Below are 26,877 nucleotides of genomic sequence, written 5' to 3' on the forward strand. Positions count from 1 at the left end.
CGGGAGGTCACGCCCCGGGCGACCGGTCACGGGTCGCCTCCGGAGCACGGGGATTTCCCGCTTCCACGAAGACGAACCGTCGGTACGACCAGAAGCGGAACAGCGTCCCGAGGCCGGTGCCGACCACGTAGCTGGCGACGTTGTCGGCCAGCGGGGTCCGGAAGACGGCCGGCCAGACACTACCCAGCCCGTAGCGGCTGGCCGCCAGGCAGCCCACCGCGATACCCAGGCCGACGGTGTTGAAGAAGAAGAACAGCGCGTACTCCCGGGCCGGGTTGGAGCGCACCCGGTGCCGCCACGTCCAGAACCGGTTGCCCAGGAACGCGACGGTCGCCGCGATCACCGTGGAGACGGCCCGGGCCGTCACCGGCTCCACGCCGCGCGCCAGGGTCAGGTAGTTGAAGAGCGCGAAGTCGATGAGGAAGGCGATCCCGCCCACGGTGGCGAACTTGCTCAACTCGCGGATGAGGTGACCGAAACGGTCCAGCAGCGAGCGGACCAGACCCGGGCGGGTCGGCGGGTTACCTGACTGGTCCCCGGTCATCGTCGCGGCCACCCCGCGAGCGTACCGGTTGCCGGCCCCTCGGACGGGGACCAACGACGAGCCGCCCCGAGGGGGTACCGGCGACCGGGCCGGGCCTGCCGTCGCCCCGCCGTCGGTGAGTGCAGCGTAACTCTTTGTGGGCGAATGGCGGACCGCTTCACGGAATCGTCGTGGCCGACACCCGACGTCCGGTTCCTCCGTTCGTCGTCGCCCGTTCTCGTGGCCGACGACAGTTCGTCGAAGGATTTGCGTGAAACTGCGCGTGAAAGCGGGTATCAGCTCGTGATGCCGCAGCCGGGCCGCACCTTGTGCAGTTGTTCACAACCAGTCCCACTGACTCGCGGGTCCGCCCGGTTTACGCTGAGCGCAATCCCAGGTTTCCACGAAGGCGACGCGGCAGGCGTCCGCCGAGACTCGTGCATCCCATACATCGGTCAGCGTCGACCACAAGGAGATGAGTCATGGTTGCTCCGGCTACTGTGCGGGGTATCGATCAGGCCCCGACGACCCACCCCAAGCTGCTCGCCTGGGTCCGAGAAGTCGCGGAACTGACCACCCCCGACCGGGTGGTCTGGGTGGATGGTTCCGATGAGGAGTGGCGCCGCCTCACCGACGAACTGGTCGAGAGCGGCACCCTGATCCGCCTCAACCCGGAGAAGAAGCCGAACTCGTTCTACGCCCGCACCGACCCCACCGACGTCGCCCGGGTCGAGGAGCGCACCTTCATCTGTTCGGTGGACGAGGCGGACGCCGGCCCCACCAACAACTGGATGGCGCCGTCCGAGATGAAGCGGACGATGACCGATCTCTACCGTGGCGCGATGCGGGGCCGGACGATGTACGTCATCCCCTTCGTGATGGGCCCGGTCGAGGCCGAGAGCCCGATGTTCGGTGTCGAGATCACCGACAGCCCGTACGTGGTCGCCTCGATGCGGATCATGACCCGGATGGGCGCCACCATCCTGGCGGCGATGGGCGACGACGCCGACTTCGTGCACGCGCTGCACTCGGTCGGCGCCCCGCTCGCCCCCGGCCAGCAGGACGTCGCGTGGCCGGCCAACGAGACGAAGTACATCTCGCACTTCCCGGAGACCCGGGAGATCTGGTCCTACGGCTCCGGCTACGGCGGCAACTCGCTGCTCGGCAAGAAGTGCTACTCGCTGCGGATCGCCAGCGTGATGGGGCGCGACGAGGGCTGGCTCGCCGAGCACATGCTGATCCTGAAGATCACCTCGCCGGAGGGCCGGGTCTACCACGTCGCGGGCGCCTTCCCGTCCGCCTGCGGCAAGACCAACCTGGCCATGGTGGAGCCGACCATCCCGGGCTGGAAGGTCGAGACCATCGGCGACGACATCGCCTGGATGCGGTTCGGCTCCGACGGCCGCCTCTACGCGGTCAACCCGGAGTACGGCCTCTTCGGGGTCGCGCCGGGCACCGACTGGAAGACCAACGCCAACGCGATGCGGACGCTGGACCGTGGCAACTCCGTCTTCACCAACGTGGGTCTCACCGACGACGGTGACATCTGGTGGGAGGGCATGGGCGAGCCGCCGGCGCACCTGATCGACTGGAAGGGCAACGACTGGACGCCGGAGAGCGACAGCCTCTCCTCCCACGCGAACAGCCGGTTCTGCACCCCGATCACCCAGTGCCCGATCCTCGCCGAGGAGTACTACGACCCGAACGGCGTGCCGATCGACGCGATCCTCTTCGGTGGTCGCCGCCGGGACACCATCCCGCTGGTCACCGAGGCCCGGGACTGGGTGCACGGCGTCTACATGGGCGCCACGCTCTCCTCGGAGACCACCGCCGCCGCCTCCGGCGCGGTCGGCGTGGTGCGCCGGGACCCGATGGCGATGCTGCCCTTCATCGGCTACCACGCGGGCGACTACTTCAACCACTGGATCGAGATGGGCAAGGGCGTCGACGGCGACGCCGCCAAGCTGCCCAAGATCTACTACGTGAACTGGTTCCGCAAGGACGCCGAGGGCAACTTCCTCTGGCCCGGCTTCGGCGAGAACTCGCGGGTGCTCAAGTGGGTCGTCGAGCGGATCGAGGGCACCGGCGCGGCCGTCGAGACCCCGATCGGCATGGTCCCGACCCAGGACGCGCTGGACGTCGAGGGTCTGGACATGACCCCGGAGGACGTCCGGATCGCCCTGAAGGTCGACCCGGAGGAGTGGCGCAACGAGCTGCCGCTGGTCACCGAGTGGTTCGAGAAGTTCGGCGACAAGCTCCCCGGCGTCCTCTGGGCCGAGCTGGACGCGCTGCGGGCCCGGCTCGACGCCGCGCAGCCGCAGCGGTAGGTGTGAGTCGCGCCCGTACCGGGCAACAACGGATCCCATGAGGCCGGCCGCCGTGACCCCCGAGGTCCGGCGGCCGTCCGCCGTCCGGGCACTCACCACGCTGCTCGCGCTGACCGCGGCGGCCACCGTCGCGGTCGAGCTGCTCAACTGGTGGTACGCCCCGGAGCAGGAGTTCGGGCTGGCGGTACGCACCGGCTGGGCGATGCTGCGCTCGCTCGGCTTCCTGGTGCTGATCGGGCAGGTCAACCGGGGTCGGACCGGGGCGAAGCCGTTCGGGCTGATCCTCGCCGTGACCACCGTCTTCGCGGTGGGTCGGCTGGTGGTGCCCCGACAGGGCGTCCCGCCCCTGCCCGGACTGCTCGGCTTCGCCGTGCTCACCGCGCTCTGCGTCGGGATCGTGGTGCTGCTCTACCGCTCCGACGCGGTCGCCGGGCACCTGGTCCGGCACCGGAAGGGGCTGGTGGTCGAGGGCGGCACGATCTCCTGGCGGGAGGTCGCCCCCAGGCGGCCCCTGGTCACCGGCTGGCTGCTCACCAGCCGGGTCGCCGCCTTCACGTACAGCCCACTGACGCTGGTGCCCGCGCTGGTCGCCGGGGGCGCCGTGCTCGACGGGCGGCTGGCCGCCGTACCGGCGGTGCTGCTCTGGTTCCTCGCCGGCATCGCGGTCAGCTACCTCGCGCTCTTCTGCACCGCCTTCCTGCTGCGCGGCCGGTCCTGGGCCCGCCGGCTGCTGGTGGCGATCACCCTCGGCGTGCTCGCCGTCAACCTGCCGCTCTGCTGGTGGCTGCTCGGCGTGGACGGGCTGGTCCGCGACGGCGGCCCACTGCTCGCCGCCGCCACCCTTGCCCTATACGGCCTCCACCGCACCCCACCCCCCACCCCCACCCCCTGACTAACGGCGGTGATCAAGAGGTTTCGGTCACCTGGAGGGGTGTGCTGGACGCAAACCTCTTGATCACCAGCGGGGAGCGCGGAGCGCGGCGGGGTGGGGAGCGCGGAGCGCGGCGGGGGTGGGGAGAGGGTGGGGTGCGGGAGGATGGGGTGGGTGGGGGTGGCGGCGGATCGGGGAGTGCTGGTGGCGGAGGAGTTCGACGTGATCGTGGTGGGCGCGGGTCCGGCCGGGTCGGCCGCCGCGCTGGCCGCCCGGCGGGCCGGGGCCGGGGTGCTGCTGCTGGACCGGGCCGACTTCCCCCGGGACAAGGCGTGCGGGGACGGCATCGCCGCGCACGCGCTCGACGTCCTCGCCGGGTTGGGCGTCACCGACGCCGTCGCCGGCTATCCGCCGCTGCCCGCGCTGCGCCTGGTCGGCCCGGGCGGAGGGGCGGTGGCCCGGGCGCTGCCCCGGCCCGCGTACACGGTGCCCCGCCAGGTGTTCGACGCCCGGCTGGTCGCGGCGGCGGTCGGGGCCGGGGCGGAGCTGCGCCGGCACGCGGTCCGCCGGATCGAGGTCCGCGCCGACCGGGTGGTGCTGGACGGCGAGTTGTCCGCCCGTGCGGTCGTCGGCGCGGACGGTGCCGGATCGGTGGTACGCCGCCTGCTCGGCCACCCGCCGAACCCGGACCGCCACCTGGCGCTCGCCATCCGTGGCTACGCCCCGGCCCGGCCCGGCCCGCCCGAGCAGCTCATCGTCACCTCGGCGGCGCGCTGGCCCGCGTACGCCTGGTCCTTCCCGATCGGTGACGGCCGGGCGAACGTCGGGTACGGGGAGGTGCTGCGCGGCGAGCCGCTCACCCGGGTGCACCTGCTCGACCGGCTCGCCGCGCTGCTGCCGGGGACCGATCCGGCGGCGGTGACCGGGCTGCGTGCCCACCACCTGCCGCTGTCGACCCGGCGGCCGGCACCCGGCCGGGGGCGGACGGTGCTGGCCGGCGACGCGCTCTCCCTGATCAATCCGTTCACCGGGGAGGGGATCTTCTACGCGCTGCTCTCCGGGGCGCTGGCCGGTACGGCCGCCGCGACGACGCCGGACCGGGCCGCCGCCCGGTACGCCGCCGCGCTGCGGCACCGGCTCGGCACCCACCTGCGGCACAGCTCGACCGCCGCCTGGCTGGGCCGGTACCGGCGGATGGTCGACGCGGTGGTCCGGGTCGCCGGCCGGGACGACCGGGTCTACCGGACCGTGGTGGAGCTGGGGCTCGGCGACGGCCGGTTGGACGCCCGGACCCTGGCGATGATCGGCATCGGTCTCTCGACCCCGGATGCCGCACCGAGGCACTGATCTCCGGCGCGGGTCGCTACCCTGCAAGGTGATGACTCTGCGGAAACTCCTCTACTCCGTCTACGAGCGCCGGCTGACGGCCAGGCTCGCGGGTCGGCCGGTGCCCCGGCACGTCGGCGTGATGTGCGACGGCAACCGCAGGTGGGCGCGGGAGATGGGCTTCGTCGACCCGAACGACGGGCACCGGATGGGCGCCGAGCGGATCAAGGAGCTGCTGCGCTGGTGCGACGCCGCCGGTGTGGGCCACGTCACGCTCTGGCTGCTCTCCACCGACAATCTCTCCCGGCCCGCCGAGGAGTTGGATCCGCTGCTCCAGATCATCGAGGACCTGAGCACCGAGCTGGCCGAGGAGGGCAACCCCTGGCGGCTGCGGATGGTCGGCGCGCTCGACGTGCTGCCGGCCCAGCACGCCCAGGCGCTCAAGGCCGCCGAGGAGCGCACCCGGGAGCGCACCGGCGGCGCGCAGGTCAACATCGCGGTCGGGTACGGCGGGCGGCGCGAGATCGCCGACGCGGTGCGGTCCCTGTTGCAGGAGCACGCGGCCAAGGGCGGCACCATCGAGGAGTTGGCCGGCTCGCTGGACGTCGACCACATCTCCGAGCACCTGTACACCAAGGGCCTGCCCGACCCGGATCTGATCATCCGGACCAGCGGTGAGCAGCGACTCTCCGGCTTCATGCTCTGGCAGTCGGCCCACTCGGAGTTCTACTTCTGCGAACTCAACTGGCCCGACTTCCGCCGCGTCGACTTCCTCCGCGCCCTCCGCTCGTACGCCACCCGGCAACGCCGCTACGGCGCCTGAACCCGACTGGCCCCTGCACCGCTGGCCCCTGCCGGGTCTGCTTCGCACCCTGCGGCCGGGGCGCGGAGCCGCAGGGTCGGCGTGCGGCCGGGTCAGGTCAGGTGGTGGACGGCTCGGGTGAGGAAGTCGCCGAGGGCGGCGGGGGAGTCGATGGTGAGGTCGGCGGCCTCGGCGACCTCGTGACCGGTCTCCGGGTTGGCGACCGCCACACAGACGCCGAGGAATCCGGGGTCGTCGGCGGCCCGGGCGCGCAGCGCCGCGAAAGCCTTGATGTCGGAGACGTCGTCACCGAAGTACCAGGCCCCGCCGACGTGCCGGACCACCTCGCCGATGACCAGGCCCTTGTCCCGGTCGACCGGCGGCTTGAGCTCCAGCACCATCCGGCCGGCCTGCACCTTGAGCCCCAGCCGCTCGGCCTGGGCCCGGCCCCACCGCTCGACCGTGCCGCCGAGCTGCGGGGCGGTACGCCAGTGCAGCGCGACGCTCAGCCGCTTGAACTCCACCAGCGTCCCGGCGGGCAGTTCGGCCCGGGCCAGGTCGGCCAGCTCGGCCATGGTGGGCACCCAGGGCAGGGCGGCGGGCTCGGTCACCGTCTCGCCGCCGGAGTGGCTGTGCTCCAGCCCGTACAGGCCGTAGAGATCGACCCCGGCGAGCCCACCGAGGTGGTCGCGGAGGAAGTCGACCGGCCGGGCGGAGACGATCGCCACCCGCTGCACGACCGGGGCGAGGGCCTCCAGCGCGGTGAGCACCTTCGGCGCGGGACGCACCGCGGTGGGATCGTCGTCGACCGGCGCGAGGGTGCCGTCGAAGTCGAAGAAGAGCACGGTGTCGGCGGCCCGCTCGGCGGTGGCACGCCAGGCGTGCTCCGCGTCCAACGGGGTCTTCGGCTGCTGGTTGCCCAGATTCAACGGCGGCACGCGCGAAAGCGTACCCCGGGGTTGGCGGCCTATTCGTGGCTGCGGGATGACACCTTGACACCACCGGGGTACGCCGTCCACGCGGCGTGCTCAGCGTTCGGCGGCTCCCCTCCCGCGCCGTCCGAACGGCACCACGGCTGCCTCCTGGCCGTGGCTGAGCAGGTAACCCTCGACGAATCCGGTGTTCCGGTCGCCGGTGTTCGCCTCGATCTCGTTGAGCCGCGCCACCAGGAAGTCGGTGAGCGCGCTGACCCGGTCGTTGAGCCGGTCGTGCAGTTCGGCGACCACCGCCAGGACGACGGCGGTGCCGGTGGCGGTGAGCGCGAAGACGTTGACGACCAGGGGAATCTGTTCGCCGTCGGCCACGCCGATCACCAGGTTGGCGGTCACGCACGCTGTCAGGGACACCGCCGCGACCACGACTGCCCACCATTTCAGGGTCATGGACAGACCCTCCTTCTGTCCCGCAGGGCTGAGTTCGGCCTTGTCCCGTCCCCCCGCCGACGACGAGCCCAAGCAGTACGAATACGGACGCTAGCCTGCCCGTTCCGGCCCCGGAGCGAAACGATCCGGTCCCGTCGGCCGTTCTTTCGCCATCTGAGGAACTACCCGGCCTGTTCTTCACCATTTCGGACATCGACCGGGAGAGTGGGGCGATATGCGAGGTATCGAATGGTTTCCCGGATGTGGAACTTCTCCGCGTCCGAGACGGCCGGGTCGACCAGTCGGCGCAGCAGCGCCTCCACGTCGGGGTCCATCGGCGGCGTGCTCGCGCCGCCCCGGGGGGTCGCCGTACGGTCCCAGCCGAGCGCGGCGAAGGCGGTGGAGGGGTTGAGCCCCAGCCCCTCGCAGAAGGCCGCCACCCGTTCGACCTCCGGGTCGCTGGCCCAGTCGCCCCGGATCCACCGGTTGATCGTCTGGCGGGAGACGCCGGTGCGGCGGGAGACCTCGCTGCCGGTCCAGGCCCGCATCGCCCGGGCGTCGTCGAGCGCCCGGCGAACGAAGGTGGCAAATGCGATCTTCCGTGCGGGGGCGGTCTCGGTCACCCCGTGACGGTACGACCGCAGCGCCCGTGCGGGCTGCCCGGGCGCGCGTTTGTCACGTATGCGAGACAATCTCACCGTGCCGCCGGTGGCGGGCTCCCGGGGGCCGGATGAGGGGTTTCACCTGGGCATAATAGTCCGACTTGGGTACGCGGGTAACCGGACGAAAAGCTGATACTGTCACGTTCATGGGACAATCTACGGTGTGTCACGTGCATGAGACGATCAGTGCTCACATGCGTCACGTCCCCGGCGCGAGGGGGGTGTGGTGACCGAACTCGCGACCCGCGCCCAGGCATTCGGCCTGATCGCGGAGGGGGTTGCCGCGGGACTGAGCGCGCCCTGGCGGCTCTACCTCGCCCGGGGTTGCCGCTACCTGTCACTGAGCGTCGGCGACCGGGACGAGTGGAACGCCTGGCGTACCCATCTCGGCTGCCCGGAGATGAGCGTCCGGGTCTACGACGCCGGCGGCGAGATCCGGCGGTCCTCGATGGCCGAGGTGGTGCTGGACGGCTGCCGGATCAGCGTCGAACTGGTCGAAGAGGTCAGCACCGACGACCTGGAACGGCTGCTCGTGGCCGACCCGAGCCCGGCCGAGCCGGAGGAGCGGTGACCCGGCCGGGGCGGCGCGCCGGAGCCGCCGGATGAGTCCCTTCCTCCTGGTCGTCCTCGTCCTCGTCCTCGGCGCGACCAGCTACGCGGCGGGCCGGCTGCACGGCCAGCTCAGCTACCGGATCGGTTACCGATTCGGGTACCGGCAGGGCTACTTCGACGGCGACCGGGGCGCCTGGAACCGGCGCCGCCGCGACGCCCAGGCGGTGCTCGCCTCGGCACTCGCCGTGCCGGTCGGCGGCACCCCGCCCGGCGCCGGGGTGGTGGTCGCCCCGACGTCGCCGGTGACCGGGCCGTCCGGCACCGGGCCGCCGCACCCCCCGGCGGTCCGCCAGGGCACCACCTACACCGGCTCCTCGTTCACCGCCCCGGACGCCCCGGAAGCCGGTCGGCATCCGACCGGCACCCTCGTCCGGCGGCCGGGTTGAACCAGCCCGGAGCCGGCACCGACCCGGTGCGTCGTCCGCGGCGGACGCGCACCGGCGGGATCGCGTCAGACCGGTGACGCGGGTCCCACCGGCCGGGATGCGCGCAGGGGGCATGCATCCCGGCCGGTCCGCCGCACCGACCGCCGGCTGCCCCGCCCGGGGGAGATCGCCGTCTGCCCCCTAGCCGAGGGGCCCCGGCGCGGCTAGCGTCTAGGCATGGCACGGGGTTCTCCCGGGCCAGCCGGCCCGCCCGGATCTGCGACCTCGCGCACGGGGTTCCGCATCCGACCCCGTGTCCCCGGGCACCGGAGGAGGCGGAACGCGGATGGCGGATGCCCGTCCGTCGGAGCAGGCCTGTGACGACTCGCCGTACGCCCGCCGGTGTCGACCAGACCCCGGACGCGACTGCCACGAACCGCCGAGCCACCCGGAGCCGCCGTACGACGGCCGTCGCCGGGTCCGGACCCGAGGAGCCCCGACCAGCCGGCCAGGTGTTCGTCCTGGACACGTCGGTGCTGCTCTCCGACCCGGCGGCCTTTCACCGCTTCGCCGAGCACGAGGTGGTCCTGCCGCTGGTGGTCATCTCGGAGTTGGAGGGCAAGCGACACCACCCGGAGTTGGGCTGGTTCGCCCGCCAGTCCCTGCGCATGCTGGACGAGCTCCGGGTCCGGCACGGACGGCTGGACCAGCCGGTGCCGGCCAACGAGGTCGGTGGCACGCTCACGGTGGAGTTGAACCACTCGGACGACGGCGTCCTCCCACCGGGCTTCCGCAACGAGTCCAACGACGCCCGGATCCTCTCCGTGGCGTTGAACCTCGCCGCCGAGGGGCGGGCGGTGACCCTGGTCAGCAAGGACATGCCGCTGCGGGTCAAGGCCGCCTCCGTCGGCCTGCGTGCCGACGAGTACCGGCACGGGCAGGCCAGCGACCCGACCTGGACCGGGATGGCCGAGCTGGAGCTCGGCGCGGAGGAGATCGGTCGGCTCTACGCCGGGGACACCCTCGACCTGGACGCCGCCGCCGGGCTGCCCTGCCACACCGGCCTGGTGCTGCACTCGGCGAGCGGCTCGGCCCTGGGCCGGGTGCTGCCCGACAAGACGGTCCGGCTGGTCCGGGGCGACCGGGAGGCGTTCGGCGTGCACGGCCGGTCGGCCGAGCAGCGGGTCGCGCTGGACCTGCTGCTGGACGAGTCGATCGGGATCGTGTCGCTGGGTGGCCGGGCCGGCACCGGGAAGTCCGCCCTGGCGCTCTGCGCGGGGCTGGAGGCGGTGATGGAGCGCCGCCGGCACAAGAAGGTGGTCGTCTTCCGCCCGCTGTACGCCGTCGGCGGCCAGGAGTTGGGCTACCTGCCCGGCTCGGAGTCGGAGAAGATGTCGCCCTGGGCGCAGGCCGTCTTCGACACGCTCGGCTCGGTGGTGCACGAGAACGTGCTGGAGGAGGTCACCTCGCGGGGGATCCTGGAGGTACTCCCGCTGACCCACATCCGGGGCCGCAGCCTGCACGACGCCTTCGTCATCGTCGACGAGGCGCAGTCCCTGGAGCGGGGCGTGCTGCTCACCGTGCTGTCCCGGATCGGGCAGGGCTCGCGGGTGGTGCTCACCCACGACGTCGCGCAGCGGGACAACCTCCGGGTGGGCCGGCACGACGGCGTGACGGCGGTGATCGAGGCGCTGAAGGGTCATCCGCTCTTCGCACACGTCACGCTGAACCGTTCCGAGCGGTCCCCGATCGCGGCGATGGTGACGGATCTGTTGGAGGACATTCCGATCTGATCTCTTCTGGGGGTCGTTTCACCCCTCTGCGTCCGCATTCATTTTGTGGCGCAGATCACAAAAGGGTCTGTTGGTTTCCCATGCGCCTCACCGTGCGCAATGGTGTCCAACGAGCGCCCACGCCCCGGCGAGATCGTTGGTGATCGTTCGTCCCACCCCCGGACGGGCATCCGCGCGGCCGGTGCGTCGGTGGCGACCGGCTCATGGTCGGGGCGCTCGTGGCACGACCGCGCCCGGTGAGGCCGGCCCGTGCCGCGTCCTTGCCCCCGACGAAGGGACACTTCGTGAGTCGGCTGTGGAGCCGGTTCGGCGCCCGTACGGCCGCTGTCGCACTGCTCTCCGTGGGCGTTGCCGGCGGTTTCTACCTGGGCGAAGACCGGGAAACCCAGCAACAGGGCCTGACCGCGCAGGTCGGCCTCCAGGTCGACCAGGCCGAGTACGACTACCAGCGCGAGTTGCAGGCCGATCACCGGCGGGCGTCCGCCAAGCAGCGCGCCGCGGAGTACCAGGCGAAGCTGCGGGCCGCCGCGGCGGCCAAGGAGGCCGCCGAGCGGGCTAAGGAGGCCGAGGCCGCGGCGGCGTCGCGGAAGAAGGCCCGCGAGGCGGAGAAGGAGGCCGAGGCGGCGGCGAGCAAGCCGTTCGCCGGCCCGATCCCGGCCTCCTGCAACGAGTACGGCGGCAACCGGAAGATCGGCTGTGCGCTGCTGCTCCAGGAGGGCTTCAAGATCGACCAGATGCCCTGCCTGGACAAGCTCTGGACCAAGGAGAGCGGCTGGAACGCCAAGGCCAGCAACTCCTCGTCCGGGGCGTACGGGATCCCGCAGGCGGTGCCGGGCAGCAAGATGGGCTCGGTCGCCGACGACTGGCGGACCAACCCGGCGACCCAGATCAAGTGGGGCCTCGGCTACATCGAGGGCCGGTACGACAACCCGTGCGGTGCCTGGGCGAAGAGCCAGAGCAGCGGCTGGTACTGATCGTCACGACCGAAGACGACGGCGGGGCGGGTGGGCGACCATCCGCCCCGCCCTCGTCGTACCCGGGTCGGACGCCCTTCAGGGTGGCGGTTCCCGGCGAATGCTGATAGCCATGGTGGGGTGACCCTGCACCCGACGGGCGGCGACCCCACCCGGTTCGGCACCGAGGCGTTCTACGCGTCGCTCGGCCGGGCCTTCGTCGCCATGTGCGCGGTGGTGCCGTTCCTCTTCCTCATCGAGGTCCTCGACCAGGGCCTCGACCTCGGCCTCGACCTGGCGGCCGGGATCATCCCGCACCGCGTGCAGGGCCTGGACGGGGTCTTCTTCTCGCCGTTCCTGCACCACGGCTTCGACCACCTCTACAGCAACAGCATCCCGCTGATCCTGCTCGGCACCTTCGTGCTGGCCGCGGGGGTCCGCCGGTTCCTCTGGTCCACCCTGGTCATCATCCTGGTCAGCGGGCTCGGCGTCTGGTTCACCGGCGCACCCAACTCGGTGGTGGTCGGGGCGAGCGGAGTCATCTTCGGCTACCTCGGCATGCTGCTCACCCGGGGCATCGTCGAACGGAGCTGGTGGAACCTGGCGGTGGTGCTGCTGGTGGGCCTGCTCTACGGCTGGCAACTGCTCGGCATCCTCCCCACCGACGAGCGGATCTCCTGGCAGGGGCACCTGTTCGGGCTGCTCGGCGGGGTGGTCGCCGCGATCCTGTTCCGGCGCCGTCCGGCCGACCCGTACGGGCGGTACCGGTCGGAGTCGACGCTGACCATGCCCTGAGCGGCGGCGACCCGCCGACACGTGCCGGAGCGGGACATGCTTGCCCGGGCCCCTCGGCGGGCCTACCGTCGGCATCAGCACGCGTTGATCCGCCAGCGGAAAGCGACGGTACGCCCATGCGCGAGGTCGATGTCGCCGTGATCGGAGCCGGCCCGGTCGGCCTCTTCGCCGCGTACTACGCCGGTTTCCGGGGGCTGTCGGTGGCGGTGGTCGACGCGCTGCCCGAGCCGGGTGGGCAGATCACCGCCATGTACCCGGAGAAGCTGATCCTCGACGTCGCCGGCTTCCCGGCGGTCAAGGGCCGGGACCTGGTGGCCAACCTGGTCGCCCAGGCCGCGCCGTACCACCCGGAGTATCTGCTCGGTACCCGCGCCGAGAAGCTCGCCCACCCCGACGGCCGCCCGGTGCTGGGTCTGGCCGGTGGCGAGCAGTTGCGCTGCGGCGCGGTGGTGGTCACCGGCGGGTTGGGCAGCTTCACCCCCCGCCCGCTGCCGGTGGCGGAGAGCTTCGTCGGGTCCGGGATCGTCTACTTCGTGCCGGAGCCGGCCGGGCTGGCCGGCCGGGACGTGCTGATCGTGGGCGGCGGCGACTCCGCGTTCGACTGGGCGGCGACCCTGCACCCGCTGGCCCGTTCGGTGACCCTGGTGCACCGCCGGGAGAAGTTCCGGGCCCACGCCGGGACGGTGGCCCGGGTGCTGTCGCTGCCGGTGCGGGTCGTGGTCAACGCCGAGGTGACCCGGCTGCACGGGGACGACACGGTGACCGCCGCCGAGATCACCGTACGCGGTGGGGCGGCCGAGACGCTGCCGGTCGACACGGTGGTCGCCGCCCTCGGTTTCACCGCCGACCTGGGCCCGCTCGCCGAGTGGGGGCTGCGGCTGGACCGCCGGCACATCGTGGTCGACAGCGCGATGGCGACCAACCTGCCCCGGGTCTTCGCCGCCGGCGACATCACCGAGTACCCGGGCAAGGTACGGCTGATCGCCACCGGCTTCGGCGAGGCGGCCACCGCGGTCAACAACGCCGCGGTCGCCATCGACCCGACGGCCCACCTCTTCCCCGGCCACTCCTCCGACGCCGGCTGACCCCCGACCCCGACCGGGCGGAACGCCGGGTCAGCGCCCGCGCCGGGGTGCCGGACCGAGGGCCGCGACCAGCACCGCGACCAGCGTGAGCGCCGCGCCGGCCAGGGTGGCCACCCCCGGGTGCGACGCCTCGGTCGGCAGCACCAGGTCCAGCAGGACGGCCCCGACCACCTGGCCGGCGATGGTGGCGAGCCCCAGCAGCAGCACCCCGGTGAAGCGGACGATCGCCGCCGCGATCGCGATGAACACGATGCCGATCGGGCCGCCCAGGTAGAGCCACGGCTCGGTCGGGAGGGCGCCGGTCGGGCGGCCCCGGACGGCCGCGTCCACGGCGAAGGTGGCCAGCAGAGCCGCCGTGCCGACGGTGAAGTTGACCAGGGTGGCGGTGAGCGCGCTGCCCGCCGCCGCCCGGACCCGGCCGTTGACCGCCTGCTGCCAGGCGATGCCGACCCCGGCCAGCAGCGGCAGCAGGGCCAGCGCCAGGGCAGCCGGGTCGCCGAGCCGGTCGGCCACCGCCAGCAGTACGGCCAGCACGGTCAGCACCGCGCCGGCCAGCCGGGCGGCGGTGACCGGCTGCCGGCCGGTCGGGCCGAGCCCGGCCCGGTCCACGGCCAGGCTGCTCGCCGACTGACCGGCGACCACCGCCACGGTGAACACCGCCACGCCGAGGGTGCCGATGGTGAGCCCCTGGGTGGCGACCAGGAACGCCCCGCACACCCCGCCCAGGCACTGCCAGGGCCGCAGCGAGCCGTCGCGCAGCGCCCGGCGCAGGTCGGCCAGCCCGCGCCGGCCACCGGGGAGGGCGGGGACCAGCACCAGCAGCACCAGCAGGCCCAGCCCGAACGAGACCACCGCGGCGGCGATCCCGTCGGCCAGCCGTACGCCCAACTCGCCGTTGATCCGGGACTGCACGGCCACGCCGAGGCCCGCGGCGGTCGCCAGACCGACGCCGATGATCCGCCGGGCCGCCGGGAGGGTGGGGGTGGACGCCGTCCCGGTCGCGGTCACTCCTGTTCCGCCAGCGGCCTGCCGTCGAAGTCCACCGCCGAGTAGAGGGCCAGCTTCTCCAGCCGGTGGTACGAGTCGATCACCCGGATCGTGCCGCTCTTGGACCGCATCACGATCGACTGGGTGTACGCCCCACCGGCCCGGTAGCGCACCCCGCGTAGCAGGTCGCCCGACGTCACCCCGGTCGCCACGAAGAAGCAGTTGTCCCCGGTGACCAGGTCGTCGGTGCCGAGCACCCGGTCCAGGTCGTGCCCGGCGGCGAGCGCCTTCGCCCGCTCCTCGTCGTCGCGCGGCCAGAGCTTGGCCTGCATCGCGCCACCCATGCACTTGAGCGCGCAGGCGGAGATGATGCCCTCCGGGGTGCCGCCGATGCCCATCAGCACGTCGACGTCGGACTCGCCCCGGGCGGCGGCGATCGAGCCGGCGATGTCGCCGTCGGAGATGAACCGGATCCCCGCCCCGGTACGCCGGATCTGGGCGACCAGGTCGTCGTGGCGGGCGCGGTCCAGCACGCAGACCGTCACCTCGGAGACGTCGGTGCCCTTGACCTTGGCGATCCGCCGGATGTTCTCGGCCGCCCCGGCGTTGATGTCCACCACGTCGGCGTACGTCGGGCCGACGGCGAGCTTCTCCATGTAGAAGACCGCGCTCGGGTCGAACATCGCGCCGCGCTCGGAGACCGCCAGCACCGCGAGCGCGTTGGGCATGCCCTTGCTCATCAGCGTGGTGCCGTCGACCGGGTCCACCGCGACGTCCACCTCGGGGCCGGTGCCGTCGCCGACCTCCTCGCCGTTGAAGAGCATCGGCGCGTTGTCCTTCTCACCCTCGCCGATCACCACGATCCCGCGCATCGGGATCGAGTTGATCAGCTTGCGCATCGCGTCGACGGCTGCCCCGTCGCCGCCCTCCTTGTCGCCCCGGCCGACCCACCGGCCGGCGGCCATGGCGGCGGCCTCGGTCACCCGGACCAGATCGAGGGCAAGGTTGCGGTCGAGATCCTGCGGGATCCGCGTCCTGGTGTTCGTCATGACGGCTCCTCCTCGCGACGTTGCGGGGTGGACCGGCAGAAAGCTGTGGTCGCCACTGCCGGCTTTGTCGCTGATCCTCACACGATGACAGGTCCGGCGCCGGGGCGGGGCGATGGTGGGCGGGATCTCCCCCTCGTCCGGCTGCGAGAATGGGCCGGTGGAACCCGCACAGCCTGCCGACCGCGTACCCGCCGACCCGACCCCGCCGGACGGCCAGCCGCCGGTGACCCCGGCCCGGCCCGCCGACCCGGCGACCGGAGCCGCACCCGCCGAGCCGGCGGACGTCCCGCCGGCCGGCCGGCCGGCGACCGGCTCCGGTCGCCCGGGGCGGTCCCGCTCCGAGCGGTCACCGAAGGACATGGCGCTCTCGCTGCTGGTGCTGCTGGTCCCGATCGCCCTGCTGCTCGCCTTCTACCGAGGCTTCCTCGGCGGCGAGCAGCCGACCACCGTCGACGCGGCCCCCGCCTACGAGCAGGCCCGCGCGGCGAGCGTCTTCCCGGTCAGCGAGCCGGCCGGGCTCGGTTCCGGCTGGCGTACGGTCAGCGCCAGCTTCCGCACCGTGGCCGACGGCGCGAACCTGCGGGTGGGATACCTCACTCCGGAGGGGCGGGGCGCGCAACTGGTGCAGAGCAGCGTCCCGCCGGAGCGGCTGCTCCCCGCCGAGTTGACCGCCGAGGGGCAGCCGCAGGGGCCGGCCGACCTGGGCGGGGCGAACTGGCAGCGGTACACCGGCCGGGGCAACGAGCAGGCCCTGGTGCTGCTCGAACCGGGCCGTACGGTGATCGTCGTGGGGGACGCCCGGGACAACGAGCTGCGCGAGCTGGCCGGCTCGCTGCGCTGAACCGAGCCGGCGCCCCGGCGGCCACGCCGACCCGGGGGTACGGCGGTCGGACGCCCGCCCCGGACCGGGTCGCGGAGCGGCGCCCCCGGCGGAAAGGGGGCCCCCGAGCCGGTTGATCTTCGCTAGGCTGCCCCGGCCCACTCCCCGGTACGCCTCCCGCGTCCGGGCAGCTTTTCCGGAAAGAGAACAACGTGAACATTCGACGGTGGAGCGTCGGCGTCCTCGCCGCCGCCCTCTTCGTCCCCGGCCTGGCCGCCTGCAAGTCGGACTCCGCCGACTCCGGCGCCGCCGACAAGGCCGCCGCCCCGGCTGTCCCCGCCGACCCGAAGGAGGCCCTGCTGGCCTCGACCAAGGAGATCGGCAAGGGCAACTTCACCTTCACCATCACCGGCGGGGAGGTCAACGGCGGAGGCACCGTGCACATGCCCTCCAAGAGCGCCGAGGTCAAGATGGACACCGGCGGGGCCATGGAGGGCCTGTCGATGAAGATGCACCTCGTCTACATCGACACCGATAGCTGGGTCAAGATGGAGTTCGGCGGCGAGATGGCCGACAGCATCCCCGGCTTCAAGGCGATGAAGGACAAGTACCAGCACCTGGACCGGACGAAGATCAAGGGCGCCAAGGACCTGGAGTTCGACTTCGCCGACGTGGACCCCGCCGGCAGCGAGGCGTTGACCAAGGCGGTCACCGACGTCAAGAAGACCGGCGAGGGCACGTACGCCGGCACCCTGGACGTCAGCAAGGCCAGCGCCTCGGACCTGCTCGACGAAGACATGATCAAGGGTCTGGGCGACAAGGCCACCGCGGTGCCGTTCACCGCGAAGCTCGACCCGCAGGGCCGGCTCACCGAGTTCGCCGTCGAGATGCCGGCCGGCAAGGACACCGAGGCCGAGCAGTTGAAGGTCGTGTACGCCGACTACGGCACCGCCGTCGCCGTGCAGCAGCCGCCGGCGGCGCAGGTCGTCGAGGCGTCCGACCAGGTCTACGAGATGTTCAAGGACTGATCCGGCAGCGGTGGGGCGGTGGCCGCCGTCCCACCGTACGTCGGCTCGCCGGTCGGGGGATTGCGCAAGGCGACGTCAGGGAACAGAAGGGACGCGACCCCGCGTCCGGTGCGGCCGGACGGGACTCGCGCGCCGCGCGACCGACGTCACGCCCGCGGCGCCACGCCCCCGGCACCCGCCGGGGGCAGGACGACCCGACTGGAGAGCCTGACGTGACCATTCGACGTTTCAGCGCGGCGGTCTTCGCCGCCACGCTGCTCACCCCCGGCCTGGCCGCGTGCGACAACTCCGGGAGCGGCGAGGCAGGGGTCTCCGCATCCCCGACGGTCACCGGCAGTGCCGCCCCGGGCGGCGCCTCGCCCGGCGACTCCGCCGCCAAGCAGGCCCTGCTGAACTCCACCAACGAGATCCGCAACGGCAACTTCCGGTTCACCATGTCCGGCGTCGGGTCCGCCGCCGAGGGGCAGGTGCACGAGCCCAGCCAGAGCGCCGAGATGAAGCTGACCATCGGTGACGCGTCCTCGGACCTGATGATGAACCTGGACCTGATCCACGCCAAGCCGGACAGCTGGGTGAAGCTGGACCTCGGCGGCAAGTCGGCCGGCAGCATCCCCGGCGTGCAGAAGCTCAACCTGGGCAAGTACCAGCACCTCGACCAGACCCGGATCAAGGGCAACAAGGCGCTCGGCTTCGACTTCGACAAGGTCGACCCGGCCGGCAGCGCGGTGCTGACCCAGGGCATCACCGAGGTACGGCAGACCGGCGCGGGCAGCTACGCCGGCACCCTGGACGTGTCGAAGGCCGCCGAGGCCGGCTCGGTCGACCCGACCGTGATCACCGCGCTGGGCCCCGAGGCGAAGTCGGTGCCGTTCACCGCGAAGCTGGACCCGCAGGGTCGGCTCAGCGAGCTGGTGGTCCAGATCCCGGCCGCCGGCCAGAACGCCGCCCAGGACATCAAGATCACCTATTCGGACTACGGCAACGCCGCAGCCGCCCAGCAGCCCCCGGCCGCCCAGGTGGTCGAGGCGCCGCAGGAGTTCTACAACCTGTTCGACTGAGCGCCGACCGGCGGCGGGGCGCGCTGGCCGCCCCGCCGCCGCGTCCTGCCGGGCCGCGTCCTGCCGGGCCGTGTCCTGCCGGGCCGTGTCCTGCCGGGCCGGGTGGAGCCGCCCGGTGGGCGTCAGGAGTCGGCGGACTGCCGGGCGGCGTCGATCCGGGCCCGTGCGCCGTCCAGCCAGCGCTGGCAGACCTCGGCCAGCTTCTCGCCGCGCTCCCAGAGCGCCAGCGACTCCTCCAGCGAGGTGCCGCCCGCCTCCAGCTTCTCGACCACCTGGGCCAGCTCGGCGCGGGCCTGCTCGTAGCTGAGCCGCTGGTCGTTCTTCACGTCAGTCATCGTCGCCATCCTTGTGCGGAGTCGTCAGCCGTCGACGGTCGCGGCCAGTTCGCCCTCGGCGAGGCGGACCCGCAGCGGATCGCCCTTGGCCACCTCGCCGGCCGCCCTCACCACGTGCCCGTCGGCCCGCTGCACGATCGCGTAGCCCCGGTCCAGGGTGGCGGCCGGGGAGAGGGCGCGCAGCCGGGCCAGGGTGTGCCGGAGGTCGTCGGTGCCGGCGCCCAGCCGGTGCTCCAGGCAGCGGGCGGCCCGGTCCCGCAGCGCGGCCACCTCGGTGAACCGCTGGTCGACCATCACCTGCGGGCGGGCCAGCACCGGGCGGGACCGGAGCAGGGCCAGCCGGTGCGCCTCCCGGTCGACCAGGTTGCGGACCGCCCGCTCCAACCGGGACCGGGCCTGGCCGATCAGCCGGACCTCGTCGGTCAGGTCGGGGACGACCCGCTTGGCCGCGTCCGTCGGGGTGGAGGCGCGGACGTCGGCGACGTAGTCGACCAGCGGGGTGTCCGTCTCGTGGCCGATCGCGCTGACCACCGGCGTACGGCAGGCGAAGACCGCCCGGCACAGCGCCTCGTCGGAGAAGGGGAGCAGGTCCTCGATGCCGCCGCCGCCCCGGGCCAGGATGATCACGTCGATGTTCTCGTCGGCGTCGAGCACCCGCAGCGCGTCGACGATCTGCGGCACCGCGCTCGGCCCCTGCACCGCCACGTTGACCGTGCGGAACTCCACCGCCGGCCAGCGCCGCCGGGCGTTGGTCAGCACGTCCCGTTCGGCGGCCGAGGCCCGACCGGTGATCAGCCCGATCCGCTGCGGCAGGAACGGCGGGCGGCGCTTACGGGACCGGTCGAACAGCCCCTCGGCGGCGAGCAGCTTCTTGAGCTTCTCCAGCCGGGCCAGCAGCTCACCCAGACCGACCTGGCGGATCTCGTCGGCGCGCAGGCTCAGCGTGCCCCGGGCGGCGTAGAACTCCGGCTTGGCGTGCAGCACCACCCGGGCGCCCTCGCGCAGCTCCGGCGCGCCGGCGTCGAGGACGTCCCGGTTGGTGGTGACGGTGAGGCTGAGATCCGCCGACGGGTCGCGCAGGGTGAGGAAGACCGTGCTCGCCCCCGGACGGCGGCTGATCTGGGCCACCTGCCCGTCGACCCAGACCCAGCCCAGCCGGGCGATCCAGGCGCCGACCTTCTGGCTGACCACCCGGACCGGCCAGGGCTCCTCGGGGGTGCTGCGCGGGGCGTCGGTCACCCGCCCACCCTACGGTCAGGCTCCGACGACCTGCGGCAGCCCCGACAGCGTGTGCTGCTCGCCCGGCCCGGCGGTGGACACCGGTGGCCCGGGCCGCGCCGACGGTGACCATCGGCCCGATGGCGAAGACCGGACCAGGTCCGGCCCGTACCCCGGATGTGGTACGGGTCGCAGCCGCTGCCGTCGGCGGGGCCGGCACGTACGATGGGCGGGTGACCGAGGCTGAGGTGACCCCCAAGACCGGTAAGCGCGTGCTCCTGGCCAAGCCCCGTGGCTACTGCGCGGGGGTGGACCGGGCGGTGCAGACCGTCGAGGAGGCGCTCAAGCTCTACGGCGCCCCGATCTACGTCCGCAAGCAGATCGTGCACAACAAGCACGTGGTGCAGACCCTGGAGGGCCAGGGCGCGATCTTCGTGGAGGAGAACGAGGAGGTGCCGGAGGGCGCCACCGTCATCTTCTCCGCGCACGGTGTCGCCCCGGAGGTCTACGAGCAGGCGAAGGCCCGTTCGCTCAAGGCGATCGACGCGACCTGCCCGCTGGTGACCAAGGTGCACCAGGAGGCCAGGCGGTTCGCCGCCGAGGACTACGACATCCTGCTGATCGGCCACGAGGGGCACGAGGAGGTGGTCGGCACCGCCGGCGAGGCACCCGCCCACATCCAGTTGGTCGACGGCCCCGACGACGCCGACAAGATCACCGTGCGGGACCCGAACAAGGTCGTCTGGCTCTCCCAGACCACCCTGTCGGTCGACGAGACGCTGGCGACGGTGGCCCGGCTCAAGTCCCGGCTGCCGCTGCTCCAGTCCCCTCCCAGCGACGACATCTGCTACGCCACCTCCAACCGGCAGCACGTGGTCAAGGAGATCGCCCCCGACTGCGACGTGGTGATCGTCGTCGGCTCGCGCAACTCCTCCAACTCGGTACGCCTGGTCGAGGTGGCCCTGGACGCCGGGGCCCGCGCCGGCCACCTGGTCGACTTCGCCCACGAGATCGACGACGCCTGGCTGGCCGGTGCCGGCACGGTCGGTGTCACCTCCGGTGCCAGCGTGCCGGACGAGTTGGTCCAGGAGGTGCTGGCCCACCTGGCCGAGCGGGGCTTCGCCGACGTGGAGGAGATCACCACCGCCGACGAGCGGCTGACCTTCTCGCTGCCGCAGGAACTCAAGCGCGACATGAAGGCCGCCGCGGGCCGGGGCTGACCGGGTGCGGGTGGCCCGGCCCGGTGCCGACCCGCCGGTGGTCCGGCTGCCCGGTCCCACTCATCGGACCGATCCCACTCATCGGAACGGATCAGCGGGGCGGCGCGTCCGAGTGGGTATGAAGACTTCTCGGATGGCGTTCGCCGTGTTGGTCGCCTGCGCGGCGCTCACCGGGTGCGGCGGCCAGGGCGGTGACGGTGCCGCCGGCCCCTCGCCCACGGCGACCGGTCCGGCCAGCTCCCCGGCCGCGTCGGGCACCCCGTCCGCCCCGCCGACCACCGCGCTCCCGCCAGCCCCGCCGGCCAGTTCGATCCCGCCGCCCGGTGGTGCGAAGCCGCCGCCCGGTGGCCCACGGCTGCCACCGGGGCCGGGTGCCACCGAGCTGACCGGCACCGTGGAGTCGGGGGTCGAGCCGGGTTGCCTGCTGCTCGACGGTCACCAACTGATCGGCGGCCCCCGGGACGTGCTCGCCGTGGGGGCCAGGGTCAGTGTCACCGGCCGTGCCCAGCCGGACCTGGTGAGCACCTGCCAGCAGGGCATCCCCTTCGTGGTGGAGTCGGCCCGCCGCTCCTGACCCAACAGAGTCGGCCACCCTGAGCCTTCGCGATCTTGGAAGGGAATGGCCCCTGGGAGGGCCGTTTCCTACCAAGATCCCGTCGCCCGTCGCCCCCGCCCCCGCTCGTCGAGCGCCGTCGGCCCCTACGGCTTCTCGTCGGAAGGTTGCAGCTCCGGGGCCTGCGGCTGCCGGGGTGCCACCTCGACCTGGGCCGGCACCGCCAGCTCGTGGTCGGAGACGCCCAGCTCGGCCAGCTTGCGGGCGCTCACCAGCACCCGCGCCTCCAGCGAGCCGACCGCCCGGTTGTACGCGGTGACCGCCCCGCCGAGCGACGCGCCCAGCTTGCCGACGTGATCGCCCAGTGTGGACAGCCGGCCGTACAGCTCGCGGGCCAGCGAGTGCACCGCCACCGCGTTGCGGGCCAGCGCCTCCTGCCGCCACGAGTACGCCACCGTACGCAGCAGGGCGACCAGGGTGGCCGGCGTGGCCAGCACCACGTCGCGGGCGAACGCGTGCTCCAGCAGCGTCGGGTCGCGCTGCAACGCCACGTCCAGGAACGGGTCGGCCGGCACGAAGAGCACCACGAACTCGGGGTTGCTGTCGAACGCCGCCCAGTAGGTCTTCGCGGCCAGCGCGTCGACGTGCCCTCGCAGGTGCCGGGCGTGCCGGTCGAGGTGGGTGTCCCGGCCCCGCTCGTCGCGCGCCTCCATCGCCGTCAGGTAGGCGTCGAAGGGTGCCTTGGCGTCGACCACCACCGTCCGGCCGCCGTGCAGCCGGACCACCAGGTCGGGGCGTACGCCCTGGTGGTCGGTGGCGGCGCTGACCTGCTCGTTGAAGTCGCAGTGCTCCAGCATGCCGGCCGCCTCGACGATCCGGCGGAGCTGGTGCTCGCCCCACCGGCCGCGTACCTGCGGGGCGCGCAGCGCGGCCACCAACTGCTTGGTCTCGGTACGCAGCTCGCCGGAGACGGCGCTCATCGAGCGGACCTGCTCGCGCAGCTCGGCGTAGGCGTCCACCCGGTCGCGTTCCAGCTCGGCCACCCGGGTCTCGTAGCGGCGCAGGGTGTCGTGCAGCGGGGCCACCGCCCGGGAGACCGCCTCCTGGGACTGGGCGGTGGCCTCGTAGCTCAGCGCCCGCATCGACTGCTCCAGCCGGCCCTCGCCCTCCCGGGTCGCGCGTAGCGTCGCGTCCAGCCGGGCGATCTCGGTGGCCGACCGGGACCGGGCGGCGTACCAGCCGACCGCCCCGCCCGCCGCGAGGCAGACGACCACCACGGCCAGCGTCGAGAAGTCCATCACCAGAGCTTGCCAAACGAGTACGACTCGACGCCTACGGGTACGTTCGACGGCATGGAAATTCTGCTCGTGGCGATCCTGCTTGCCCTGCTGGCCGGCGGGTTCGTCTGGTGGCGGCGGGAGAAGGCCGCCCGGGAGGCGCGCAGCCTCGCCGACGTCCGCGCCGACGCCCAACGTTGGTACGAACGCCTCGGCGGCCAGGTGATGAACCTGCACGGGGACGAGCCGGCCGTCCGCCAGGCCCTGGTCGACGCCGGCGAGCGGTACAACGCCGCCGGCAGCCAGCTTGAGCAGGCCCGTTCGGTGCACCAGTTCCGGCTGGCCCGGGAGACCGCGCTGGAGGGGCTCGCCTACGCCCGGGCGGCCCGGGTGGCGCTCGGCCTGGACCCGGGGCCGGAGCTGCCCCCGCTGGCCGCCGCGGAGGGCACCGGCGAGATCACCCGGGAACGCCAGGTGGCCGTGCAGGGGCAGACGTTCAAGGCCGGTCCGCAGCCGGGCCGGGACACCCCGTACTACTACCCCGGTGGGCGCTACCAGGGGCGGCCGGTGCCGTCGGGCTGGTACTCGACCCCGTGGTGGAAGACCGCTCTCGGTGCGGGCGTCGGGGTGGTCGGCGGCATGCTGATCGCCGACGCGCTCTTCTCGCCGGCCTTCGCCGACCCGGGCTACGGCTACGAGGCCGGCTACCAGGAGGGCTTCGGCGACGGCACCGGCTTCGCCGGCGACCAGGGCGACGTCGGCGGCACCGACCAGGCGGCCGACTTCGGCGGTGGCGGCGACTTCGCTGGCGGGGACTTCGGCGGCGGGGACTTCGGTGGGGGCGACTTCGGCGGCGGGGACTGGTGAGCACCCGCCTGCGGTGATCGGCCCGTCGTCGTCGGCCCGGCCCCGAGCCGGCCGGCTGCCGTCGGTCCGGCACCGGTCGGGCCCCGGTCCGCGGTGACCGGGGCCTTCGTCGTACCGGTGGGTCAGCCGGTGTTGCGCATCCCGGCGGCGATGCCGTTGACCGTGGTCAGCAGGGCCCGTTCCAGGGCGGTGCCGTCGCTGGGGGCGCGGCGACCGCCCGGCGCGGTCGCCACCGCGCGTCCGGCGGCGCCGGAGTCCCGGTACTGCCGCAGCAGTGCCACCTGGAGGTGGTGCAGCGGCTCCAGGTAGGTGTCCCGCACCGCGAGGGTGCGCTGGAGCACCGGCGAGTTCTCCAGCAGGGCCGGCGACGAGGTGACCGCCAGCACCTCCTGCTTGGTCAGCTCGTACTCCTGCTCGATGGTGTCGAAGATCGGGTGCAGCTTCTTCGGGACCAGCGTCTCCACGTACCGGCGGGCGATGCTGAGGTCCGTCTTGGTGAGCATCATCTCGACGTTCGACAGGAACGTGCGGAAGAAGTGCCAGTTACGGTTCATCTCGGTCAGCACGTCCTCCAGCCCGGCCGCCCGGGCCGCCGCCAGCCCGGAGCCGACCCCGAACCAGCCGGGCACGATCTGCCGGGTCTGCGTCCAACCGAACACCCAGGGGATGGCCCGCAGCCCGCCCAGGCCGGCCCCGGTGTTCGGCCGCTTCGCCGGCCGGGAGCCGATGTTCAGCGCGCCCAGCAGCTCGGTCGGCGTGGACGCCCAGAAGTACGCCGGCAGGTCCGGGTCCTCCACCAGCCCCCGGTACGACCGGAAGGCAGACTCGGAGACCACGTCCATCGTGGCGTCCCAGCGTTCCAGCATCTCGGCCGGCTGCCGGGGCGCGGTGTGCAGCAGCGTCGCCTGGAGCACCGCCGCCACCGTCAGCTCCAGGTTCTCCCGGGCCAGCGCGGGCAGGGTGTACTTGTCGGAGATGACCTCGCCCTGCTCGGTCACCTTGATCGCGCCGTCCAGGGTGCCGTACGGCTGGGCCAGGATGGCGTCGTGGGTGGGGCCGCCGCCGCGCCCGACCGTGCCCCCCCGGCCGTGGAAGAGCCGCAGGTGCACGCCGTGCTGGGCGGCCACGTCCCGCAGCGCCCGCTGGGCCCGGTGGATGGACCACTGGCTGGTGGTGATGCCGGCCTCCTTGTTGGAGTCGGAGTAGCCCAGCATCACCTCCTGCACGTCGCCCCGGGCCGCCACCAGCGAACGGTAGGCCGGCAGCGACAACAGCTCGTCGAGGAGTTCGCCGCCGGAGTTCAGCTCCGCCGGCGTCTCCAGCAGCGGCACGAAGCCGATCCGGGCCCGGCCGCTGTGCACGTCGACCAGGCCGGCCTCCCGGGCCAGCACCACCGCGGCCAGGACGTCGTCCACGCCGAGGGTCATCGAGACGATGTACGACTCGATCACCTCGCCGCCGAACCGGTCCTGCGCCTCGCGGATCGTGCCGAACACGTCGAACGTCTTGCGCGCGCTCTCGGTCAACGGGGTGTCCAGGGTGGACAGCGGCCGGCGGCCGGTCAGCTCGTCGGCGAGCAGCTTGGTGCGCTCCGGCCGGCTCAGCGACGGGTAGTCGGAGACCTCGCCGACGGCCCCGTAGAGCTGGGTGAGCACCTCGTGGTGCTTCTCGGCGTGCTCCCGGACGTCCATGGTGGCCAGGTGCAGGCCGAACGCGGAGACGGTACGGATGGCCGAGGCGAGCCGGCCGACGGCGGTGAGCTGCCCGGAGTTGCGGGCCAGCGAGGCGCGCAGCAGATCCAGGTCGGCGATCAGCTCGGCGGAGCCCCGGTAGTCCCGGCCCGGCACGTGCGGGGTGTCCTGGCGCAGCCGCTCCCGGGTGTTGGCCAGCTTCGCCTTCACGCAGCGCGCCTTGAGCCGGTACGGCTCCTCGGCGTTGACCCGGCGGAACCGGGCGGCCACCTCGGGCAGCGCGTCCAGGTCGGCGGCGAGGCTGGCCGAGAGGTCCAGCGAGACGGCGCGCAGCCGGCGGGAGACGGAGACCTCGTTGATCAGGTGCTCCATCGCCGCCTCGGTGGCGGCGATGCCGTGCTCGTGCTGGATCCGCAGCACCTCCCGGGTGACGGTGGGGGTGACGAACGGGTTGCCGTCCCGGTCGCCGCCGATCCAGGTGCCGAAGGTCAGCGGGCGGGACGTCGGGGAGGTCTCCACGCCGAGGGTGCGCAGCGTGTCGGCGAGGTCGTCGAGCACCTGCGGGGCGGCCTCGGCGTACAGGTCGCGCAGGTAGTAGATGGCGTTGCGGGCCTCGTCGGTCGGGTCGGGCCGGTCGAGCCGCAGCTCGTCGGTCTGCCACATCAGGTCGAGCAGTTCGGCGAGGCGACGGTTGGCCGGGCCCTCGTCGCTCGCCCCGTAGAGGATGGCGTTCGCGGTCTCGGCGTCCAGTTCGTCGGCGATGGCGCGCAACTTGGACAGGATCGACCGGCGGGCCGCCTCGGTCGGGTGGGCGGTGAAGACGGGGCGTACCGCGAGCCGGCGGGCCGCGGCGGCGATCTCCTCGGCCGGCACCCCCCGCTCGGCGATCATCTTGGCCGCCTGGTCCAGCCACCCGCCCTGGATGGCCCGGCGGCGGCGCAGGTCCCGGGCCCGGTGCACCTGCTCGGTGATGTTGGCCAGGTGGAAGTAGGTGGAGAAGGCGCGGGCCAGTTTGGTGCCGGTGGTGACGTCCAGTCCGCCGAGCCGCTGCGCGGCGGCGGGGGCGTCGGAGCGGACCTGGGCGCGGATCTCCTCGACCAGGTCGAGCAGCGGTCGACCCTCCTGGCGGGCCAGCGTCTGGCCGAGCAGGGTGCCGAGGCGGCGGATGTCGGCCCGGAGGGCGGCGTCGGGCCCGTCGTGATCGTGCTGGTCGGTCACCGTGCGCTCCTTACGTGAGTACGAAGGACAGCGCTGTCCGACTCCCTGGATCGTATCCGCGTGGGCCGGTCGGTAAGGAGG

26 protein-coding genes are annotated in these 26,877 nt (G+C 72.9%); 16 read left to right on the forward strand and 10 right to left on the reverse strand.

Annotated features, from left to right (window positions below):
• Positions 1-7: 7 nt before the first annotated feature.
• The gene (locus ACIQG9_RS03630; RefSeq protein ID WP_400398782.1) at positions 8-544 is read right to left on the reverse strand and encodes a GtrA family protein; all 537 of its coding nucleotides are present in this window, start codon (positions 542-544) and stop codon (positions 8-10) included.
• A gap of 461 nt (positions 545-1,005) precedes the next feature.
• On the opposite strand from ACIQG9_RS03630, the gene ACIQG9_RS03635 reads away from it, so the two are divergent.
• From ACIQG9_RS03635 to ACIQG9_RS03650, 4 genes are all read left to right on the forward strand, one after another.
• Positions 1,006-2,850 carry a phosphoenolpyruvate carboxykinase (GTP) gene (locus tag ACIQG9_RS03635; RefSeq protein WP_400398081.1) on the forward strand — a complete coding sequence of 615 codons (1,845 nt, stop codon included), beginning with the start codon at positions 1,006-1,008 and terminating at the stop codon, positions 2,848-2,850.
• A gap of 37 nt (positions 2,851-2,887) precedes the next feature.
• Positions 2,888-3,742 (forward strand): hypothetical protein, encoded by an 855-nt coding sequence (locus ACIQG9_RS03640; RefSeq protein WP_400398083.1) that lies wholly within the window; start codon positions 2,888-2,890, stop codon positions 3,740-3,742.
• A gap of 144 nt (positions 3,743-3,886) precedes the next feature.
• Entirely contained in the window at positions 3,887-5,068 is a 1,182-nt protein-coding gene (locus tag ACIQG9_RS03645) for a geranylgeranyl reductase family protein (protein WP_400398085.1), read from the forward strand.
• 31 nt (positions 5,069-5,099) lie between these two features.
• The gene (locus ACIQG9_RS03650) at positions 5,100-5,870 is read left to right on the forward strand and encodes an isoprenyl transferase (protein ID WP_400398087.1); all 771 of its coding nucleotides are present in this window, start codon (positions 5,100-5,102) and stop codon (positions 5,868-5,870) included.
• Between the two features lie 92 nt (positions 5,871-5,962).
• On the opposite strand, the gene otsB is transcribed toward ACIQG9_RS03650, so the two are convergent.
• The 3 genes from otsB to ACIQG9_RS03665 form a co-directional block, all read right to left on the reverse strand.
• The gene (gene otsB, locus ACIQG9_RS03655) at positions 5,963-6,787 is read right to left on the reverse strand and encodes a trehalose-phosphatase (protein WP_400398089.1); all 825 of its coding nucleotides are present in this window, start codon (positions 6,785-6,787) and stop codon (positions 5,963-5,965) included.
• 90 nt (positions 6,788-6,877) lie between these two features.
• The gene (locus ACIQG9_RS03660) at positions 6,878-7,231 is read right to left on the reverse strand and encodes a hypothetical protein (protein WP_400398091.1); all 354 of its coding nucleotides are present in this window, start codon (positions 7,229-7,231) and stop codon (positions 6,878-6,880) included.
• A gap of 161 nt (positions 7,232-7,392) precedes the next feature.
• Complete coding sequence (locus tag ACIQG9_RS03665; RefSeq protein ID WP_400398093.1) at positions 7,393-7,833, reverse strand: XRE family transcriptional regulator; 441 nt, start codon at positions 7,831-7,833, stop codon at positions 7,393-7,395.
• A 265-nt stretch (positions 7,834-8,098) separates the two neighbouring features.
• Between ACIQG9_RS03665 and ACIQG9_RS03670 the strand changes: the two genes are divergently transcribed.
• From ACIQG9_RS03670 to ACIQG9_RS03695, 6 genes are all read left to right on the forward strand, one after another.
• Entirely contained in the window at positions 8,099-8,443 is a 345-nt protein-coding gene (locus tag ACIQG9_RS03670) for a hypothetical protein (protein WP_400398095.1), read from the forward strand.
• 31 nt (positions 8,444-8,474) lie between these two features.
• Positions 8,475-8,870, forward strand: a complete 396-nt coding sequence (locus ACIQG9_RS03675; protein ID WP_400398097.1) for a hypothetical protein — start codon at positions 8,475-8,477, stop codon at positions 8,868-8,870.
• 356 nt (positions 8,871-9,226) lie between these two features.
• Positions 9,227-10,642 carry a PhoH family protein gene (locus tag ACIQG9_RS03680; RefSeq protein ID WP_400398099.1) on the forward strand — a complete coding sequence of 472 codons (1,416 nt, stop codon included), beginning with the start codon at positions 9,227-9,229 and terminating at the stop codon, positions 10,640-10,642.
• A gap of 284 nt (positions 10,643-10,926) precedes the next feature.
• The gene (locus ACIQG9_RS03685) at positions 10,927-11,616 is read left to right on the forward strand and encodes a lytic transglycosylase domain-containing protein (protein WP_400398101.1); all 690 of its coding nucleotides are present in this window, start codon (positions 10,927-10,929) and stop codon (positions 11,614-11,616) included.
• A 120-nt stretch (positions 11,617-11,736) separates the two neighbouring features.
• Positions 11,737-12,390, forward strand: a complete 654-nt coding sequence (locus ACIQG9_RS03690) for a rhomboid family intramembrane serine protease (RefSeq protein ID WP_400398103.1) — start codon at positions 11,737-11,739, stop codon at positions 12,388-12,390.
• Positions 12,391-12,506: 116 nt separating this feature from the next.
• A complete protein-coding gene (locus tag ACIQG9_RS03695) occupies positions 12,507-13,475 on the forward strand; it encodes an NAD(P)/FAD-dependent oxidoreductase (protein ID WP_400398104.1) in 969 nt (322 codons plus the stop codon).
• A 30-nt stretch (positions 13,476-13,505) separates the two neighbouring features.
• Here the strand turns inward: ACIQG9_RS03695 and ACIQG9_RS03700 are convergent, their stop codons facing one another.
• Positions 13,506-14,483, reverse strand: a complete 978-nt coding sequence (locus ACIQG9_RS03700; protein ID WP_400398106.1) for a DMT family transporter — start codon at positions 14,481-14,483, stop codon at positions 13,506-13,508.
• Positions 14,480-15,511 (reverse strand): class II fructose-bisphosphatase, encoded by a 1,032-nt coding sequence (gene glpX, locus ACIQG9_RS03705; protein WP_400398107.1) that lies wholly within the window; start codon positions 15,509-15,511, stop codon positions 14,480-14,482. Before glpX ends, ACIQG9_RS03700 begins: the two co-directional genes overlap by 4 nt.
• Positions 15,512-15,668: 157 nt before the next feature.
• Between glpX and ACIQG9_RS03710 the strand changes: the two genes are divergently transcribed.
• From ACIQG9_RS03710 to ACIQG9_RS03720, 3 genes are all read left to right on the forward strand, one after another.
• Complete coding sequence (locus ACIQG9_RS03710; RefSeq protein ID WP_400398109.1) at positions 15,669-16,352, forward strand: DUF4245 family protein; 684 nt, start codon at positions 15,669-15,671, stop codon at positions 16,350-16,352.
• Positions 16,353-16,543: 191 nt separating this feature from the next.
• Positions 16,544-17,359: a hypothetical protein gene (locus tag ACIQG9_RS03715; protein WP_400398111.1), complete on the forward strand. Its 816-nt coding sequence runs from the start codon at positions 16,544-16,546 to the stop codon at positions 17,357-17,359.
• A 212-nt stretch (positions 17,360-17,571) separates the two neighbouring features.
• Positions 17,572-18,417: a hypothetical protein gene (locus ACIQG9_RS03720; RefSeq protein ID WP_400398112.1), complete on the forward strand. Its 846-nt coding sequence runs from the start codon at positions 17,572-17,574 to the stop codon at positions 18,415-18,417.
• 122 nt (positions 18,418-18,539) lie between these two features.
• Here the strand turns inward: ACIQG9_RS03720 and ACIQG9_RS03725 are convergent, their stop codons facing one another.
• Together ACIQG9_RS03725 and xseA are read right to left on the reverse strand one after the other, a co-directional pair.
• Positions 18,540-18,752: an exodeoxyribonuclease VII small subunit gene (locus ACIQG9_RS03725; protein WP_400398114.1), complete on the reverse strand. Its 213-nt coding sequence runs from the start codon at positions 18,750-18,752 to the stop codon at positions 18,540-18,542.
• 24 nt (positions 18,753-18,776) lie between these two features.
• Positions 18,777-19,991: an exodeoxyribonuclease VII large subunit gene (xseA, locus tag ACIQG9_RS03730; protein ID WP_400398115.1), complete on the reverse strand. Its 1,215-nt coding sequence runs from the start codon at positions 19,989-19,991 to the stop codon at positions 18,777-18,779.
• 212 nt (positions 19,992-20,203) lie between these two features.
• On the opposite strand from xseA, the gene ACIQG9_RS03735 reads away from it, so the two are divergent.
• Complete coding sequence (locus ACIQG9_RS03735; protein WP_400398117.1) at positions 20,204-21,190, forward strand: 4-hydroxy-3-methylbut-2-enyl diphosphate reductase; 987 nt, start codon at positions 20,204-20,206, stop codon at positions 21,188-21,190.
• Positions 21,191-21,308: 118 nt separating this feature from the next.
• Positions 21,309-21,764: a hypothetical protein gene (locus tag ACIQG9_RS03740; RefSeq protein ID WP_400398119.1), complete on the forward strand. Its 456-nt coding sequence runs from the start codon at positions 21,309-21,311 to the stop codon at positions 21,762-21,764.
• A 125-nt stretch (positions 21,765-21,889) separates the two neighbouring features.
• On the opposite strand, the gene ACIQG9_RS03745 is transcribed toward ACIQG9_RS03740, so the two are convergent.
• The gene (locus tag ACIQG9_RS03745; protein WP_400398121.1) at positions 21,890-23,041 is read right to left on the reverse strand and encodes a DNA recombination protein RmuC; all 1,152 of its coding nucleotides are present in this window, start codon (positions 23,039-23,041) and stop codon (positions 21,890-21,892) included.
• A 54-nt stretch (positions 23,042-23,095) separates the two neighbouring features.
• Between ACIQG9_RS03745 and ACIQG9_RS03750 the strand changes: the two genes are divergently transcribed.
• Complete coding sequence (locus ACIQG9_RS03750; protein ID WP_400398123.1) at positions 23,096-23,887, forward strand: hypothetical protein; 792 nt, start codon at positions 23,096-23,098, stop codon at positions 23,885-23,887.
• A 122-nt stretch (positions 23,888-24,009) separates the two neighbouring features.
• Here the strand turns inward: ACIQG9_RS03750 and ppc are convergent, their stop codons facing one another.
• Positions 24,010-26,796 (reverse strand): phosphoenolpyruvate carboxylase, encoded by a 2,787-nt coding sequence (ppc, locus tag ACIQG9_RS03755; protein ID WP_400398124.1) that lies wholly within the window; start codon positions 26,794-26,796, stop codon positions 24,010-24,012.
• Positions 26,797-26,877: the final 81 nt, after the last annotated feature.

Source organism: Micromonospora sp. NPDC092111, assembly GCF_044755745.1.
Lineage (GTDB): Bacteria > Actinomycetota > Actinomycetes > Mycobacteriales > Micromonosporaceae > Micromonospora.